Raw genomic sequence first — 17,938 nt, 5'->3', positions numbered from 1 at the left:
TTGTGATCGCACTCGACAGACAGGAAGACTCTGCATGCCTCGCCTCGCGTTTGACGCCGAACAGCTTCACCTGACTCTGGATGATGGTCAGACCCTTTCCCAGCATGTGCTGTGGCTGCAAGACCATGATCCCGCCCGTCGCCATGCCAATGGCCAGCGTCTGGACAGCGTGCTGGATCTCGACTGGGACGCCGCCATCAGCGAGGCGACGCTTGAGGCAGGTGACATCCTGCGAGTGACACTGAGCAATGCTCGCGAGATTCGCTATGCAATCGTGGAGCTGGCTGCCCTGAGCGTCGGCTTCCCCGATGAGCGCAGCAGTGCACACAAGATGCTCTGGCAGGGGAGTGAGTACACGGTCGCCCATGTCGAGTGGGCCAATTTCACCGCTGAGCGAGATGTGCGTGGCAAGGCGCTGGCCTGTGTCCGCGACAGTGGTGTGGTGTGCCTGCGCGGCGTGCCTGTCGAGCAGGGCAAGGTGCTCGAGGTGATCGACCAGTTTGGTTATGTGCGCGAAACCAATTACGGCAAGCTGTTCGATGTGCGTACTGAGGTCTCGCCCAGCAATCTCGCCTTCAGCAATCTCGGGCTCGGGGCGCATACCGACAACCCTTATCGTGATCCGGCGCCGAGCATTCAGCTGCTGCATTGTCTGAGCAACGAGGTGGAAGGCGGCCAGACCCTGCTGGTGGATGGCTTCGCTGCCGCCGAGCGCCTGCGCGAACTGGCGCCCGAGAGTTTCGCGCTGCTGACACGTACGCGGGTGCCATTCCGTTTCCATGATGCGGGACATGCTGATCTCAGAAGCTGGGTGCCGTTCATCGAGACCGACCACACGGGCAACATCCGCCAGGTGCGCTACAACAATCGCTCGATTGCCTCGCTGCCACTGCCGCTTGAGGAGCAACGTACCTTCTATCGTGCCTATCACGACTGGGCACGCGTGATCGATCAGCCGGAGCAGGCCATACGACTGCGCCTGGCGCCAGGAGATTGTCTGCTGTTCGACAATAGCCGCGTGATGCATGCGCGTACTGCCTTCATGGCGGGTGGCAATCGTCACCTGCAGGGCGCCTACGCCGATCTTGATAGCCTGTATTCCACCCTCAACCTGCTGGAGAACGCCCGATGATGATTCAGCCCACCAGCGCAGAAAGTATCGTGATGTTGATTGAAGAGATCTTCGCGCTGCATGGTGCGGACTCCTACCTGGGGGAGGAGGTGACCATGGCCGAGCACATGTTGCAGGCGGCGCACCTTGCTGAGCAGCAGGGGGAAGGGGAGTCGGTGATTCTGGCAGCCTTGCTGCATGACGTAGGACATTATGCCAATGCACTGCCACCGGAAGTCTTGATGAATGGCCAGGACAATCGCCATCAGGTCAGTGGTGCCGACTGGCTGGCGCACTACTATCCGGCCGAGATCGTCGAGCCGGTTCGCCAGCACGTGGCGGCCAAGCGTTATCTGGTCGCAGTGGAACCCCGCTATCGCGCCTGCCTGTCGCAGGCCTCATTGGACAGTCTGGCGCTGCAGGGCGGTGCAATGAATGAGCAGGAAGTGCAGGCCTTTGCCCGACAGACTCAGCTTGAGGCGATCCTCACGGTGCGTCGATTGGACGACGCCGCCAAGGTCGCGGCCATGCAAACCCCGGATTTCGCCTATTACAAGCCGATGCTCGAGCGCTGGGTGCTGGCGGCTGGATGACGGGCGGGATGACTGCGCTTGATGGTGAACGCTGCCAGGAGGTGGTTGCCATGATGGAGTGCATGATGCGCAAGTGTCGCTGATACCGAGTGATGCCACCTCTTTGAAATTGCCGATCTCTTCTCGTCATTGCCTGTCATCAGAAAGCCCGAAAGACACCTGTCTCTCGGGCTTTCTGGCATGAGACTTTCCTGGACGAACACTCGCGATGCAGCGGTGCCCACAAGATTTATTTCAAAATCTTTCGCCTCAACCGCATCCAAGAGGTGGCAGTCAGCGTATTAATCATCAAGAACGACAGAGATGCACCACGCGATACTCGGTGGCTCTGGCAGTAGAAAGATTGCATCAGATAGATCGTATGAGTCCGACCTAGAAGGTTGGATGGTCAGGGACATGAACAGGCAGTAGTGATCGGCTGGCATCATTCTCCGATTGGCAGCGTGATAACAGCATGACTGCGCCTGCTCGGTTGTACAGAAATAATACAAGAATTGTTCAAGAGTATTATTTCTGGGGCGACACACCTCACGAGGCAGACAACACAGCCTCATCAAAACAAGGGCATCAATGCCCGGGACAGCACAGGAATCACACCATGAAAACTCTGAACCTCAAGACACTGATCGCAACCGTTGCCTTGGCTACCGTCAGCACTGCCACCTTTGCCGCTGATGATAGTGCTGCTGCATTGCGCATTCAGCAGTCGCTTAGCCAGCCGTTGAGCCAAGGATCTGTCCAGCAGACTCCCACGGTACAGGCAACTTTCGCTGACACTGGCATGAGCGTTGCTGCAGGCCGTCTCCAGAAGTCCATCAGCGCCGAGCTGCAGGGCCAGAGTCGCACCGTCGCTTCACAGCAGCAGGAACACCTGAATGATGCCGGCAAGAGCGTGTCTGCCACCCGTGTCCAGAATGCTCTGAGCGATGCCACCGTCTGATGACGGGTAGCTTCTCGCTGAATTGAATGACTTGTCCGCGATAACACATCGATATGATTGAGGTGATTGAACATGAAAACCATCAAGGCACTCTTTGCCGTTGCAGCACTCACAGCCTTCAGTACCGCGGCGTTGGCCGCCGACGACAGCCCTGCAGCACAGCGCGTGCAACAGTCTCTCAGCCAGTCCTTGAATGAGGGCGTCGCACAGCAGGCTGGCGTTTCCCAGGAGACATTTGCAGATACCGGTATGAGCGTTGCCGCGGGCCGTCTGCAACAATCCATCAGTGCAGAACTTGAAGGTCAGAATCGTAGCGTCGTCTCACAGCATTCTGAATACCAGAATGATGCTGGCAAGAGCGTCGCCGCGACTCGTGTAGAGCAATCGATCAATGAGCGCGTTTGAATCCCGTGCTGTAATGATGTGATACGTCAGCATGAAAAATAGCAGAGTGTTGATATGCCATTGATTGATGAAACACGAGTAGCACTTGATGAAATGCTGACCGACGTTGAACCTTTGGACGGTCAGTTGTCAGGCATCGCGCTAGAATATTGCTAAAGCACTTGAGCAAGCATTCTGGCTGATCAACAGACCTCTTGCTCAAATGCTTTACCTGTCCTGAATGTCTTGTCCAGGCATTCGCAGCCCGCCCCTGGCGGGCTTTTTTGTGGGTGTCAGTTCCGTCAGCCTGCCTGTCCTCGGTGACAACGATGTGGTGTAACCCTTAACGTCTTGAAGCGGATTGACGCAGAGCGATGATTCACCTGTTGCCCCAACGACCTGTGCGCGTGAGAGAAATCGACTTTCATATTCATTCTCATTCTCTGGCGCGTTAAGATAAACGAGCGTTCTAATACCAGTCTATTTGGCTGACAGCCGCTATTCCCTTGGAAGATTTCCTTCATTATCGTGGCGCGGGCATCGGGCAATGATGCGCAATCCACGTATTTTGGTATTCCTTTTGGACGCGATATCGACACGGGGCAGGGAGAGAGCATGAGCAAGCAGGACCCATCATCTTCAAAGCGCGTCACGATCACGGATGTGGCCAAAGAGGCCAATGTCTCGATTGCAGCGGTATCACGTGCCATGAATCCTGAAGGCAGCAGCTCTCCCGAAATGCGCAGTCGTATTCTGGCGGTGGCGGAGCGCCTGGGCTACAAGCCCAATCGTCTGGCACGCGGCATCAAGTCGCAATCAAGCCTGATCGGGATCCTCGTGACCAACTTTGAAAATCCCGTGTATCTGGCCATTCTCAGTGAATTTTCCGCCGCCATCCAACGACACAATTGCCATACGTTACTGATCAATGTGAATACCGAGAAAAGTATCTCGGAGGCCGTGTCATTGGTGATGGAGTATCACGTTGATGCATTGATCGTCACGTCGGCCTCCTTGCCTCCGGAACTGGTCGAGGCCTGTGCCCAGCAGAATACGCCGGTCGCCATCTTTGGCCGCGACGGTGAGGATTCAGGAGCTTCTGTGGTGACCTGTGACGATGTCGAAATCGGCCGGATGGCAGCTGATCATCTTATCGATCATGGTTATCGTCGCCTTGCCTACGTGGGTGCCTCCACCAAGGAGCAGGCTACGCTGGATAGAAAGCGTGGCTTTATCGAACAGCTTGAACGGCGTGGATTACACTCCTATGGGGTGGGAGAAGGTCATCGTCACAGTTACGATGCCGGTTATGAGGCCACCTGTGATCTGCTTACCGATGTAGACATCATTCCCGACGGTATCTTCTTTTTCGATGACATCATGGCCTGTGGTGGCATGGATGCCATTCGTCATGAGTTTTCTCATAGAATCCCGCAAGAAGTCGGTATCGTGGGTGTCGACGATATCCGGTTTGCGTCGAGCAAGTCCTACGACCTGACGACCATCTGCCAGCCATTCAGTGAAATGGTCGACAAGACGGTGTCATTGCTTTTCGCCCGCATCAAGCGCGGTATCTTGCCCCCCACTCGTGTCATCATGCCGTGCCATATCATTCAGCGTGGCTCCACCGAGAGCGTTGACTGACAAGCACCATGGCAGAATTTTCCTGCCAGGAGCCTGTCATTCTCCTCGTCATGACTCTCCGAATTTCGGTATATCCTCAACAGCCTCTTCAACCACCTCTTTGCTCTGCCATTGCCGCTATCCCCGATGACCTCCGTTCAGAGGGTTATGTTTCATGGCATGTCGCCGCCCGGCAGCATGCTGAAGTGTGCTGTGTCACACCTCATGTCAGCCGCTGACCTGCCAAGAGTTTTCCTGTCGTTTCCTGTCTCGTCATGGCCATGACTTTCCTGAGGCTTCAAGCCTTGGGCGTGGGTCTTGATGCATGAGAGTGTCACCTCGGTTGCACCGGATTTCCTCTTCTCGTCCCTTGGTCTAAATCGGATTGAAATTGTTTTCAAAGCGAGTGGCGCTACGCTAGTCTTTCTTTCGAGCACGGCGCCACAGGAGCGCGCCTCACCGAGTAGAACACCGACTCAGCAACCAAGGCAGGTACGCCGCATGATCCACCGTTCAGTCTCAGCATCAATCGATCCAAGCACGCCTCTGGCCAACGACACTGTTGTAAGCGGTGCTTCTCGATCCAATGACGATGGGATATCTCAACCCGTCCTGCGGCTGGGCATGATCGGTGGTGGTGTGCAGTCGTTCATTGGTCAGGTGCATCGTGCGGCGGCTCAGATGGATGGCCAGTACCGATTGGTTGCGGCAGCGCTGTCTTCGCATCCGGCTCGGGCGCTTACCCAAGCAGAACAGCTCAATGTCTCCCGCGGGTATACCGACGGTGAGACACTGTTGCGCGAGGAAGCAGCCCGCGATGATGGCGCCGAAGTCATCGCCATTCTGACGCCCAACGACAGCCATTTTGCACTGGCCAGGCTGGCACTCGAGCTTGGTTTTCACGTGATCTGCGAGAAGCCGCTGGTCAATAGTGTCGAGCAGGCGCATGAGCTTGAGTCACTGGCGGCACAGGTCGGGCGCTGTTTCTGTCTGGCCTATGGCTACACGGGCTACCCGATGGTGCGCCAGGCGCGGGCCATGATCGAGAACGGTGAACTGGGCGAGATTCGCCAGCTGCAGTGCGATTACGTGCAGGGGCATCTGGCTAGTCTGACAGAGGCTGAACGTGCGGGGCATGATTGGCACATGGACCCGGCCATCGCGGGGGAGTCGATGATTCTCAATGATATCGCGACCCATGCCTTCCATATGCTCGAGTTCGTTTCGGGTCTTGAAACACGAGAGCTGAGTGCTGATGTGGTTGCTTGCGTGCCGGGGCGTGAGGCGCATGACAACGCCAATCTGATGATGCGCTACGCCAATGGTGCGCGAGGAATGATGTGGATCACCCAGGCGGCAGCGGGTGCAGAGCATGGCCTGACCTTCCGGATCTTCGGCAGCCTTGGGGGCCTCGAATGGCATCAGGAAACACCCAATCAGCTGTTGCATCGACGTCTTGAAGGCGCTCCAGTCCTGCTCTCCAAGGGGGCTGAGGGATTGCATGAGGCATCCACCCGCATTTCCCGCGTGGCCTTCGGTCATCCGGAAGGATATCGCGAAGCCTTCTCCTCGCTGTACCGAGATCTGTTCGAGGATATCAGTGCGCGAAAGCGTGGGATGACACCGCATCCGTTGGCGCAGTGGTATCCAGACCTGGCCAGTGGTGTACGTGGGGTAGAGTTTGCTGCCGCAGCACTGTCCTCGAGTCAGCATAACGGGGAGTGGGTCAAGATGGATCGCCGCTGATTTCCTGATGCCACCTCGATCATCGTCTATTGATTGATCCCGAATCATCTCTTGGCGGTATATCTATTGCGCCGTGAGATAGATCGACATCCCGTTCAATTCTCCTCGCCCATGGAGGCCATGATGCACAAGAAATCCGTCGACGAACTGCGCAGTAATCGCTGGTTCAAGCAAGATGACCTACGCTCGTTCGGCCACCGGTCACGCGTCAAGCAGATGGGGTATTGGGGAGAGGAGTTTGTCGGCAAGCCGGTCATCGCCATCATCAATACCTGGAATGATCTCAATACCTGTCATTCCCATTTTCCGGAACGCGTCAAGGATATCAAGCGCGGCATCACCGCAGCAGGTGGCTTTCCGGTAGAACTGCCTGCCATGTCACTCGGCGAACAGCTGATGAAACCCAGCGCCATGATGTATCGCAACATGCTGGCCATGGAAGTCGAGGAATTGCTGCGCAGCTATCCCGTCGACGGGGCAGTGGTGATGGGTGGCTGTGACAAGACCACACCGGGCGTGCTGATGGGGGCCATTTCGATGAACTTGCCCACTATCTATGTACCTGCCGGTGCCATGCTGCGTGGCAACTATCGTGGCCAGGTATTGGGTAGCGGCACGGATGTCTGGAAGTACTGGGACGAGCGTCGCATCGGCAATGTCTCTGATGACGATTGGAGCGAGATCGAGAACGGTATCGCACGCTCACCGGGCACCTGCATGACCATGGGTACGGCAGCCACGCTGATGTCGATCGGTGAGTCGCTTGGCATGAGCCTGCCGGGGGCCTCAAGCATTCCTGCGGTGGACGCGAACCATAACCGCATGTGCTACGCCAGCGGCAAGCGTGCGGTGGAGATGGTCTGGGAAGATCTCAAGCCCACCGATGTGATGAGTGAGGCGTCATTCGACAATGCGATCGCGGTGGACATGGCGATCGGGGGCTCTACCAATGCCATCATTCACATTGTCGCCATGGCGCGCCGTCTTGGTTTCTCTCTGCCCATGGAGCGCTTCAATGAGATTTCGCGGCGTGTGCCGCTGGTCCTCAACCTGAAGCCATCGGGTGAGTACCTGATGGAAGACTTCTTTTATGCCGGGGGTTTGCCGGCCTTGATGACCACCATCGCGCCTGAGCTGACACTCTCTGCAATGACGGTGACCGGCCGCACACTGGGTGACAATATCGAGGGCGCGCAGGTCTGGCGTCCGGAAGTCATCCACTCGCTCGAGAATCCGGTCAACGCCTCTGGCGGTACCGCAGTACTTACCGGCAATCTCGCCCCCAAGGGTGCCATCATCAAACCCACCGCTGCAGATCCGCGTCTTCACGTGCATCAGGGGCCTGCCTACGTATTCGAGAACATTGCCGATCTCAAGGCGCGAATCGATGATGAAGATCTTCCGGTGACGGCTGACAGTATCATCGTGCTCAAGAATGGTGGGCCGGTAGGCGGCCCTGGCATGCCGGAGTGGGGCATGATGCCGATTCCCGCCAAGCTCCTGAAGCAGGGCGTACGCGACATGCTGCGGATCTCCGACTCGCGCATGAGCGGTACCAGCTATGGCAGCTGCATCCTGCATGTAGCCCCGGAATCAGCAGTGGGGGGGCCACTGGCCATCGTGCGGACCGGTGACATCATTTCTGTCGATGTCCCCAATCGCAGCCTCAATCTAGTGGTCGAGGAAGACGAGATACAACGTCGACTGGCGGATTGGCAGCCACCAAAAGACCGCCATCCTCATGGCTATGCCTCGCTCTACAAGGCTCACGTCACTCAGGCGGATGAAGGGTGCGACTTCGATTTTGCCAATGGCGCACCGGGCAGTACGCCTGAACCGGACATCTACTGAGCCTCAAGCGAGATGGATCGCACAAATCTCTTCAGCAACGACGTGCTCATCGCAGGTGCAAGGAGGCGGATATGGCGGAAGTGGAGCTGTTGATCGAGAGTCGCGCCATGCTGGGGGAGTCCCCCGTGTGGGACGCAGACCAGGGGTGTCTTTATTGGGCAGACCTCTATGCACCAAGTATTGAGCGCTATCGTCTGAGCGACGGACAGCAGCAGCGCTGGCCGATGCCGGAAACACTCGGCGCCTTTGGTCGCAGTGTAGAGGGGCGACTGATCGTCGCGATGCGTTCCGGGCTGTATTTCTTTTCACCAGCGAATGGTGAGCTGGAATATCTGTGCTGCCCAAGCGAGGAGCCACGTGCTGAGACTCGCTTCAATGATGGCAAGGTCGCGCCCAACGGACGCTTCGTGATCGGCAGCATGGATGAGGTTGAGCGGTCGCGGCCACTCGGCAGCCTCTATTGCGTTGATATTGCTGGGAATTCGAGCCACCTCAAGTCTGGCTTCATTGTCGCCAATGGCCTGGCCTGGAGCGCTGACGGACGTCGCATGATGTTCAGCGACACTCGTCGAGACACCCTTTATACCGCCGATTACTGCCTTGAAAGTGGTGCGATCGAGTCACCGCGTGTCTTTGCCGTGACTGATCCGGCTCTTCATGGCCGGCCTGATGGCGGGGCCTTCGACATGGCGGGCGGCTACTGGAGTGCGGGCGTCTTTGGCGGGGTACTGAATTATTGGGATGCAGAGGGACGCCTGGCACGCCAGGTTCGGCTGCCGGTGCCTGGTCCTACCATGCCGTGCTTTGGCGGGGCTGACATGAAAACACTCTTCATCACGACGCTGCGCAAGGGCATGACACCGGATGAACTCAAGCAGGCGCCGCTTTCTGGCAGTGTCTTCGCGGTAGAGGTGGATGTGCCGGGAGTGCCCATTGCAGTCTTTGGCGGCGCTGGCACGCAGGCATCATCTCTGCATCGCAAGACGCTCGTGGGGTCGTGCCCATGAGCCCATGCCTAGGCCCCTTCGCCTGAATCACTGTCCACATGCCAGTGCCCCTCTGCCTTGTCACCAACCGCTCAGTCCTGTTCAGGGCTAGCCTGCTGCCTCATGGCCAAGCCGCTCCCGGGAGAACACCATGCGTCTCAATCAACTCAAGCAACGCTTCCAGTCAGGTGAGGGCGTGGTCAATGGCTGGTTATCGCTGCCATGTGCTTTCGCCGCCGAAATCATGGCCCATCAGGGGTGGGACAGCCTGACCATCGACATGCAGCATGGACTGATCGATTACGCTGATCTGCTGCCGATGCTGATAGCCATCTCCACCACCGACACCGTCCCGCTTGTCCGAGTGCCAAGTCTCGAACCGGGTCTGATCATGAAGGTACTGGATGCCGGTGCCTACGGGGTGATCGCCCCTTTGATCAACAATGCCCAGGATGCGCGCGCACTGGTGGCCGCCTGTCGTTATCCGCCGCTGGGCATGCGCAGTTTCGGACCACACCGCGCCATGCTTTACGGTGGTGCGGATTATGCCACCCATGCCAATGCCGAGATGTTGGTGCTGGGCATGATCGAAACCCGAGAGGGTGTCGCCAACCTTGAGGAAATACTGGCCGTTGAAGGGCTGGATGGTATCTATATCGGTCCCGCAGACCTTGCACTGACGCACGGGTTTACACCGGGTTTCGATCATCCCGACGGACCGATGGATGACTTGATCCAGCAGCTGATCGAGCGCACGCGTCGTCAAGGCAAGCGGGTGGGTATCCACAACGGTGGTGCCGCCCACGCAAGGAGCATGCTGACACGTGGATGTGATCTCGTGACGGTCGGGTCTGATGCTCGGCTGCTGGCCACGGGGGCCCGTACGCTGCTTGAGGCCATGGAGCGCACGACGCATCACCAGGAAGGTTATTGAACGGGTCCATCAATTTTCACAGCATCGCTGTGTACGCGGCGTCATCAAAGGAGAGAGACCATGAGTCAATTTGCACGCTATCCCAGCCTTGAAGGTAAGCATGTGTTCATCAGCGGTGGTGCCAGTGGTATCGGCGCCGTCCTCGTCGAGCACTTCTGTGAACAACAGGCCCGCGTCAGCTTCATCGATATTGATGATGCTTCCGGCAATGCCCTGGCTGAACGTCTTGGCTCATGTGGGGCTGAAGTTCGCTATCGCCATTGTGACGTGACGGATATCGAGCAGCTGCGCTCGGTGATCCAGGAAGCGGCCGAGGATTTCGGCAGCATCGGCGCACTGGTCAACAATGCGGCACGTGATACGCGTGTTCCGCTGGCGGAGCTGGACGTTAAGACCTGGGATGATCTTCAGGCCACCAACCTGCGACATGTGGTATTCGCCTGCCAGGCGGTATTTGCCGGCATGCAAGCCGCTGGTGGTGGCTCAATCATCAACTTCAGTTCGCCCAGTTTCCTGCGACGCTCACGTGACATCTCTGCCTATTCAAGTGCCAAGGCAGCGACGATCGGCCTGACGCGAACGCTATCCCGTGACATGGGAGATGCCGGTATTCGCGTCAATACCGTGCTGCCTGGCTGGATCATCACCGAGCGGCAGAAGGCATTGTGGTGGGACCCGGAGCTTGAGCGTCAGGTGCTGGAAAATCAGAGCCTGCACCAGCGTGTCCAGCCTGAAGATGTCGCACGGATGGTGCTGTTTCTGGCCGCTGACGACAGCCGCATGATGACCGCACAGACCTATATCGTGGATGGTGGGCTGGTCTAGTGGCTGTCTGACGGGTCAAGGATCAGGGGAAGAGGCTGGCGGATGATGTCTTGATGGCATGTCAGTCAGCAAGAGGATCGATAGCACAATGATCGATAGCGCAATGAGTGATTGAGAGGGAATCAGATAGCAGTTCTCAATCATATGCAGCTCCTCTTATTGAACTTTGATCCAAGAGTGGCACTTTTTTTTGATTTGAAGATGAAAACGTTTTCAAGCGCTGCTAATGTCAATCCAACGACGCAGGACAGCGGCTCCGACATGGGGCGCAGAGCGTCCACACAGCAGCCCCTGAGATGTCGATGATGGATCGCCGCCATCGCCTGACAGACCCCTAACAACAACGCCATACGCTCATCGGGAGAGAAGAATGAACACCATGAACTTGACCGTCTCCGAAGCCATTGCCAAGTATCTGGCCGCCCAGAAGATCGTCATCGATGGCAAGGTCGAATCGCTGTTCGGTTGTGGCTTCGCCATCTTCGGTCACGGCAATGTGACCTGTTTCGGTCAGCAGCTGAACAACATTCAGGACATCATTCCCATCTGGCGGGGCCAGAATGAGCAATCCATGGCAGTGGCCGCTGTCGCCTATGCCAAGGCCAACAAGCGTCAGCGCATCGGTATCGCAAGCACCTCCATCGGGCCGGGTGCCACCAACATGATCACTGCGGCAGGGATTGCGCATACTAACCGTCTTCCGCTACTGATGTTCGCCGGTGATGCCCACGTCAGCCGGCTGCCGGACCCGGTACTGCAACAGGTCGAGCATGCTCATCAACCTGGCCTGAGCGTCAACGATGCCTTCAAGCCGGTGACTCGTTACTGGGATCGCATCACCCATCCCGCACAAATCATCCAGTCATTGCCTGCGGCGATCGCGACCCTGACGGACCCGGCCAACTGTGGCCCGGCATTCATCTCGCTGCCTCAGGACATCCAGGGGGTGGCCTACGACTACCCGCAAGCACTCTTCGAGGAGTGTCTGCATCACATTCGCCGTCCTGAAGCGGATACCCGCGCGGTAGAGGAAGCCATTGCCCTTCTCGAGAAAGCCGAAAAGCCGCTGATTCTCGCCGGAGGTGGCGTGCATTATTCCGCGGCCAATCAGTTGCTGGCGGAGTTTGCTCAGCGCCGCAATATTCCGGTGGTCGAGACCATCGCCGGGCGGTCCTGCCTGCTGCAATCCCATCCCTGCAATGCTGGCCCGTTGGGTGTCACCGGCTCCAATTCGGCCAATGCCATGGCAGGTGAGTGCGACGTGCTGGTAGCCATCGGCACGCGGCTACAGGATTTCACCACGGGCTCCTGGTCGGTCTTCCGCAATCCCGATCTCAAGATCCTTGCCGTCAATGTCGCCCACATGGATGCGATCAAGCATCGCTCATTGGCGGTGATCGGTGACGCGCGCCATACCCTGGCACGCCTGGATGCCGGCCTTGGCGAATGGCAGGCGTCTGCTGACTGGCTCGGCAAGGCGCAGCGCGAAGTCGCTGAGTGGAAATCGCTGTGTGCCAATCGTGGCGAGATCGTGCCGGGTCAGATGGCGTCCTACGCGCAGGTCATTGCCAGCGTCAATGCCGTGCAGGAGCCCGGCGATACCGTGCTGACGGCCGCCGGTGGCCTGCCGGCAGAGCTCAACATGAACTGGCAGAGCAAGCAGCTCGGCAAGTTCGATATCGAGTTCGGTTTCTCCTGCATGGGATATGAAGTGGCGGGCGGCTGGGGCGCCAAGATCGCCAATCCCGACAACGAGGTCGTGGTGCTGGTCGGCGATGGCTCTTACATGATGATGAATTCCGACATCTACAGTTCGGTGCTCACCGGTCACAAGATGATCGTGGTGGTCTGCGACAACGCCGGTTTCGCCGTCATCAACAAGCTGCAAAACAACACGGGCAATCCTTCTTTCAACAACATGCTGGCCGATTGCCGCACTCAGGCCGACGAGCTGGTGCGTGTCGACTTCCTGAAGCATGCCCAGGCGCAGGGCGCTCACGGTGAACATCTCGATGACATCAGCAATTTCCGAGCGGCTTACCAGCGCGCCAAGGAGAGCCCGCGTACCTACGTCATCGTGGTGGATATCGATTCCAGCAAGTGGTCTTCCTGTGATTGCTGGTGGGATGTGGGGCTACCCGAGGTCGTGCGTGAGGACGTCGATGCCGACTGTATCGCCAACATGAATGCCGGACGAGTCCATCAGCGTCGCGGACTCTGATTCGTTGCCAATCAAGCGTGCTTCGGCGACTCGCCAGGGACGCCACAATATAGCCACCTCGTCATGACCGCGCCCATCGCAGGCCGCCATGCACGTGATAAGGAGAGTTACCGATGTTCAATGAAGAGCACAATCTTGCACCGCTGCGCTGGGCCATGGTCGGTGGTGGACGCGGCAGCGAGATAGGCCATTCCCACCGTGCCGCCGCCCACCGTGACAGCTTGTTCCAACTGGTCGCCGGTGCCTTCGATCTCGATGCCGAGCGTGGCCGTGAGTTCGGCGCCAATCTGGGGCTGGACCCTGAACGCTGCTATCCGGATTACGCCAGCCTCTTCGAGGCGGAAGCATCCCGCGAGGATGGCATTCAGGCGGTCAGCATCGCCACGCCCAACAGCACCCACCATGCCATCAGCCTGGCAGCCCTCAAGGCAGGCCTGCACGTGATTTGCGAGAAGCCGGTGACCTTCACGGTCGCCGAGGCCGAGGAACTGAAGGCCGAGTCACAGGCGCGCGGTCTGGTGTTCGGTGTCATGTACGGCTACAGCGGCTATCAGATGCTGCATCAGGCACGCGCCATGGTGCAGTCGGGTGAGCTGGGCCAGATCCGCATGGTCAACATGCAATTTGCCCATGGCTTCCATAGCCAGCCGGTCGAGCAGGTCAGCAGTGGTGCCAAGTGGCGCACCAGTCCTGCTGTGTCCGGGCCGACCTATGTGCTGGGGGATCTGGGCACGCACATCTTCTATGCCGGCCAGTTCATTACGGGGCTCAAGGTCGAACGCCTGATGTGCCATCGCCAGAGCTTCGTGGCCTCGCGTGCGCCGTTGGAAGACAACGCTCAGGTGTTGCTTCAGTACCAGAACGGCGCGGTGGGGTCGCTGTGGGCCAGCGCCGTGAATGCGGGCTCCATGCATCAGCAGAAAATCCGTGTGGTGGGAGAGAAGGCCAGCATTGAGTGGTGGGATGAGTATCCCAACCAGTTGCGCCTGGAAGTGCAGGGCGAGCCGGTGCGCATTCTGGAGCGCGGCATGGGCTATCTGGCCGAGGGTGATGCAGCAGTGAACAGCAACCGCATCGGAGGCGGCCATGCCGAAGGCTTCTTCGAGTCCTGGGCCAATGTCTATCACCGCTATGCGCTGGCCATGCACACCGCCGAGGCACGCCGTGACGGGCGCAGTGCAGACTCGCTGGGGCTCAGTGAGCAAGAACTGGAGTCTCTGTGGTTCCCGGATATCAATGCTGGCATCGAAGGAGTGCGTCTCCTCGAGTGCTGCGTGGAATCCTCTGACAACGATAACCGTTGGGTCGCCTTCTGACCTGACAGTGATACCCGTCTCGTGGGACCTCCACGCCAATGGATGCCCGCGAGACGTCTCATGCCTTTGGCACTTCGCACGACAATGACAAGGACAACATCATGCAAATCAAGCTTTCCAATGCACCGTGTTCCTGGGGTATCGAGTTTGCCGGCAATCCGGCCAACCCCAGCTGGCAGACCGTACTGGATGAGATCGCCGGTGCTGGCTTCAAGGCCACTGAGCTTGGGCCACTCAACTACATGCCGACGGAACAGGCGGCGCTGGCGTCCGCGTTGGACAGTCGCGGGCTCGAGCTGATCGCCGGTACCATCTTCAAGCATCTGCACGATGCATCCCGTCGTCAGGAAATCCTGGACTACACCCGCGCGACCTGTGAAGTCCTGAAGCCTCAGCAGGGCAACTATATGGTCATCATCGATCATGTCAGCTCGCCGCGCACCGATGAGGCTGGCCAGCAGGAAACCGCTACCCGCCTCAATGATGCGCAGTGGAACGAGATGATGGTCACTATCCGTCAGGTCGCCGAGATCTGTCAGGAATACGACGTGACGCCCGTACTTCACCCGCACGCCGGCACCTATATCGAGTATCGCGATGAAGTTGATCGTGCCATGGCCGAGCTGGATGCCGACCTGGTCAAGCTATGCATCGACACCGGCCATTGCACCTACGCGGGGATCGATCCGGCTGAGCTGATTCGCACCTACGGCGAGCGCGTCGCCTATATCCACTTCAAGGATATTCAGGCCCCAGTGCTGGAAAGCGTGGTGAAGGATGGCATCGATTTCTATACCGCCATCGGCCAGGGCGTGTTCTGCCCATTGGGGCAGGGCTGCGTCGACTTTGACGCGGTTCGCGAGAGCCTGGAGTCCATCGGCTATCAAGGCTGGATCACCGTCGAGCAGGACGTCGATCCGACCAAGGACAACAGCGCGCTGGAAAATGCCCGCGAGAGCCGTGAATTCATCGAACGCAGCATTCTGGAGAAAGGTCTGGCGGAAGCCTGATCTGCAGAGAGCCCTGCCGCCATCACGCCAGAAGGCGGCAGGGCACGCAAGATACATCAATGACTTGTCTCGATCACGTGGTGCGACAGGTACCGCGATCGCTCGAGCCACATCTGCCTCAGCAGTTCTCGTAATACTATAACAATCGATCACGAGAGGTCGTCATGCCCACTTCGCACCCCGGTAGCGATACCGCTACCTCCTCAGCATCAGCCAATCCCGCCTCACCCAAGATTCAAGAAAAGCTGACGCCAACGCAGCTTGTCTTCCTGATCAAGATCATTCTGGTGGCCGCCCTGGGTGGCTTGCTGTTCGGTTATGACACGGGTGTCATCTCTGGCGCCATCGGACCCATCGCGCAGTATTTTGACCTGTCCGCTGCCGAGAAGGGCTGGGCGGTCTCCTCCGTCGTCATCGGCTGTATCGGTGGCGCACTCATCGCCGGACGCCTGTCCATTGCCTATGGCCGCAAGGCTGTCTTCATGCTGTCAGCGCTGATGTTCACGGCATCGGCACTGGGCTCCGGTCTGGCGAGCACCTTCGATGCCTATATCTGGTGGCGCATCCTCGGGGGGATTGCCGTGGGGATGGCCAGTGTCATGGCGCCCATGTACATCTCCGAGATGTCGCCCGGGTACATGCGCGGGCGTACCGTCAGCCTTTTCCAGCAGTCCGTGGTCTTTGGCCAGATGGTGGTGTTCTTCGTGAACTACTTCATCGCCAAGGGCATGGCGGAGACCTGGATTCTGAATCACGGTTGGCGCTGGATGCTGGGGTCTGAAGCGATCATCTCCATTCTGTTCGCCGTGCTGATTCCCTTCGTTCCCGAATCTCCGCGCTGGCTGGTGCTCAAGGGACGTTACGAGGATGCTCGCAAGGTCCTGGCGCGCTTCTATCAAGGTGATGCCATCGATCGCACCCTTGGGGAGATTCAACAATCCTTCAAGCACAGTGAAAGCAAGCGCAACGTCTCGCTGCGCAGTAAAGGCATGCTGGGCCTGGTCGCCATCGGTATCTTCATTGCTGCAGCTCAGCAGCTGACCGGCATCAATGTGGTGATGTATTACGCGCCAGATGTCTTGTCGACCGTCACTTCCAGCAATGAGGATGCCTTGCTGCAGACTTCCATCATGGGTGTCACCTTCGTGGCCGGTAACCTGCTGGGCATGCTGCTGATCGACAAGGTCGGGCGTCGTCCACTGCTGATCGCGGGGAGCCTGGGCAGCATCGTCGGCATGACCTTCCTCGGGGTGGTGATCGGCAATGGCGAACCGGGCATCAGTGCCCTGATTGCGCTAATCGTCTATGTCGTCTCGTTCGCCATCTCCTGGGGCTGTGTCTGCTGGACACTGGTGTCCGAGATCTTCCCCAATGCCATCCGTGCGCGTGCCATGTCGTTGGCCGTCGCGTCTCAGTGGCTGCTGGGCTTCATCGTCACCCAGACCTTCCCGATGATGCGTCAGAGTGATTTCCTCAATGACCTCGTCGGTGGTGGCTTCAGCTTCTGGCTATATGCCGTGCTGACCTTCCTGAGCCTGTTGGTGGTGCTGCGTTACGTGCCGGAAACCAAGGGCAAGACCCTGGAAGAGCTGGAAGGGATCACCGGGACTCGTCTCAGCAAGCGTCGTCGCCGGTTGGCGCGTCAAGGCTTGCCGCTGACAACGGAGTAAAACAGCAGCGCTCAAAGCTTGCCATCACTCTGTTGCGCGACGCTCCCGCTGGCAATCTTCATGCGCCGGCGGGAGCGTATTCTTGTGAAAGCGACATCGTCCTGCCTTGTCATCGGTGGCATGCTCAAGAAACCACGAGCTGCTTCCAGAGGACACAGGGATGAAGCATAACGTCGCACGGTATGGCCTGATATTGAATACAGAGCGGTTCGATGAGTGTGTCGCGTTCTACCAGGGCCTTTTTGAACTGCCACTGATGTTCAGTAAGGAAGATGGCAGTTTCAGGCTGACCTGCCTGGCATATGGGGCGGGCTATCTGATGATCGAGCAGGGCGGAAAAGCCATTGAAGGCGGCAAGACACCAGAACAAGGCAGCGCCAAGCTGCGCTTCAATGTCAGCGACATCGAACAGGCCTTGGCGGATGTCAGGGCATGGGGGATCGAAGCCGAAATCGAAGAGACGTCCTGGGGGAGGACGATCCATCTGCATGACCCGGATGGTAATCGAGTAGGGATTCGTGGGCCAGATGGCGTATTGAGCGCATGTGCAATGCCAGGAGGGTGCCCTGTGCTGTGCTGCTGAATTTTCCTCACCCGGGATCCCTACAGGAAAGCTCCTTGCCAATGCCACGTGATCAGGTGGTCGGCAAGGAGCTCATGTGGCATGCAGCTCATGTGTCATTGGGCACATGGGTCATGACGCCCAGGCGACGCTGGGCGTCACCAAT

General features: G+C 58.2%; 15 protein-coding genes. All 15 read left to right on the top strand.

Annotated features, from left to right (window positions below; translation table 11 throughout):
* Positions 1 to 34 precede the first annotated feature (34 nt).
* The 15 genes from GQR90_RS10025 to GQR90_RS09955 all read left to right on the top strand — a co-directional run bounded on the left by GQR90_RS10025 (position 35) and on the right by GQR90_RS09955 (position 17,793).
* Complete coding sequence (locus tag GQR90_RS10025) at positions 35 to 1,132, top strand: TauD/TfdA family dioxygenase (protein WP_158773980.1); 1,098 nt, start codon at positions 35 to 37, stop codon at positions 1,130 to 1,132.
* Entirely contained in the window at positions 1,129 to 1,704 is a 576-nt protein-coding gene (locus GQR90_RS10020; protein WP_233266216.1) for an HD domain-containing protein, read from the top strand. The genes GQR90_RS10025 and GQR90_RS10020 overlap by 4 nt, the downstream gene beginning before the upstream one ends.
* Positions 1,705 to 2,302: 598 nt before the next feature.
* Positions 2,303 to 2,644, top strand: coding sequence for a hypothetical protein (locus GQR90_RS10015; protein WP_158773979.1), 342 nt, complete (start codon positions 2,303 to 2,305; stop codon positions 2,642 to 2,644).
* 72 nt (positions 2,645 to 2,716) lie between these two features.
* A complete protein-coding gene (locus GQR90_RS10010) occupies positions 2,717 to 3,049 on the top strand; it encodes a hypothetical protein (RefSeq protein WP_158773978.1) in 333 nt (110 codons plus the stop codon).
* 594 nt (positions 3,050 to 3,643) lie between these two features.
* Positions 3,644 to 4,672 (top strand): LacI family DNA-binding transcriptional regulator, encoded by a 1,029-nt coding sequence (locus GQR90_RS10005; protein WP_158773977.1) that lies wholly within the window; start codon positions 3,644 to 3,646, stop codon positions 4,670 to 4,672.
* A 480-nt stretch (positions 4,673 to 5,152) separates the two neighbouring features.
* A complete protein-coding gene (locus GQR90_RS10000) occupies positions 5,153 to 6,397 on the top strand; it encodes a Gfo/Idh/MocA family protein (RefSeq protein WP_158773976.1) in 1,245 nt (414 codons plus the stop codon).
* A 123-nt stretch (positions 6,398 to 6,520) separates the two neighbouring features.
* Entirely contained in the window at positions 6,521 to 8,248 is a 1,728-nt protein-coding gene (araD, locus tag GQR90_RS09995; RefSeq protein WP_199269401.1) for an L-arabinonate dehydratase, read from the top strand.
* 71 nt (positions 8,249 to 8,319) lie between these two features.
* Complete coding sequence (locus GQR90_RS09990) at positions 8,320 to 9,255, top strand: SMP-30/gluconolactonase/LRE family protein (RefSeq protein WP_158773974.1); 936 nt, start codon at positions 8,320 to 8,322, stop codon at positions 9,253 to 9,255.
* A 130-nt stretch (positions 9,256 to 9,385) separates the two neighbouring features.
* Positions 9,386 to 10,168: an HpcH/HpaI aldolase family protein gene (locus GQR90_RS09985; RefSeq protein ID WP_158773973.1), complete on the top strand. Its 783-nt coding sequence runs from the start codon at positions 9,386 to 9,388 to the stop codon at positions 10,166 to 10,168.
* A 60-nt stretch (positions 10,169 to 10,228) separates the two neighbouring features.
* On the top strand, positions 10,229 to 10,993 hold the full coding sequence (locus GQR90_RS09980) for an SDR family NAD(P)-dependent oxidoreductase (protein ID WP_158773972.1): 765 nt from the start codon (positions 10,229 to 10,231) through the stop codon (positions 10,991 to 10,993).
* Positions 10,994 to 11,363: 370 nt separating this feature from the next.
* Positions 11,364 to 13,214, top strand: coding sequence for a 3D-(3,5/4)-trihydroxycyclohexane-1,2-dione acylhydrolase (decyclizing) (gene iolD, locus GQR90_RS09975; RefSeq protein ID WP_158773971.1), 1,851 nt, complete (start codon positions 11,364 to 11,366; stop codon positions 13,212 to 13,214).
* Positions 13,215 to 13,327: 113 nt separating this feature from the next.
* Positions 13,328 to 14,530, top strand: a complete 1,203-nt coding sequence (locus GQR90_RS09970) for a Gfo/Idh/MocA family protein (protein WP_158773970.1) — start codon at positions 13,328 to 13,330, stop codon at positions 14,528 to 14,530.
* 101 nt (positions 14,531 to 14,631) lie between these two features.
* Entirely contained in the window at positions 14,632 to 15,540 is a 909-nt protein-coding gene (locus GQR90_RS09965) for a TIM barrel protein (RefSeq protein ID WP_158773969.1), read from the top strand.
* 164 nt (positions 15,541 to 15,704) lie between these two features.
* Complete coding sequence (locus GQR90_RS09960; protein ID WP_158773968.1) at positions 15,705 to 17,210, top strand: sugar porter family MFS transporter; 1,506 nt, start codon at positions 15,705 to 15,707, stop codon at positions 17,208 to 17,210.
* A gap of 160 nt (positions 17,211 to 17,370) precedes the next feature.
* Positions 17,371 to 17,793, top strand: coding sequence for a VOC family protein (locus GQR90_RS09955; RefSeq protein WP_199269400.1), 423 nt, complete (start codon positions 17,371 to 17,373; stop codon positions 17,791 to 17,793).
* Positions 17,794 to 17,938 lie beyond the last annotated feature (145 nt).

This window comes from Cobetia sp. L2A1 (assembly GCF_009796845.1).
Lineage (GTDB): Bacteria > Pseudomonadota > Gammaproteobacteria > Pseudomonadales > Halomonadaceae > Cobetia.
The sequence above is the reverse complement of the archived record's forward strand: the minus strand, read 5'-3'. Positions and strand labels throughout refer to the sequence as shown.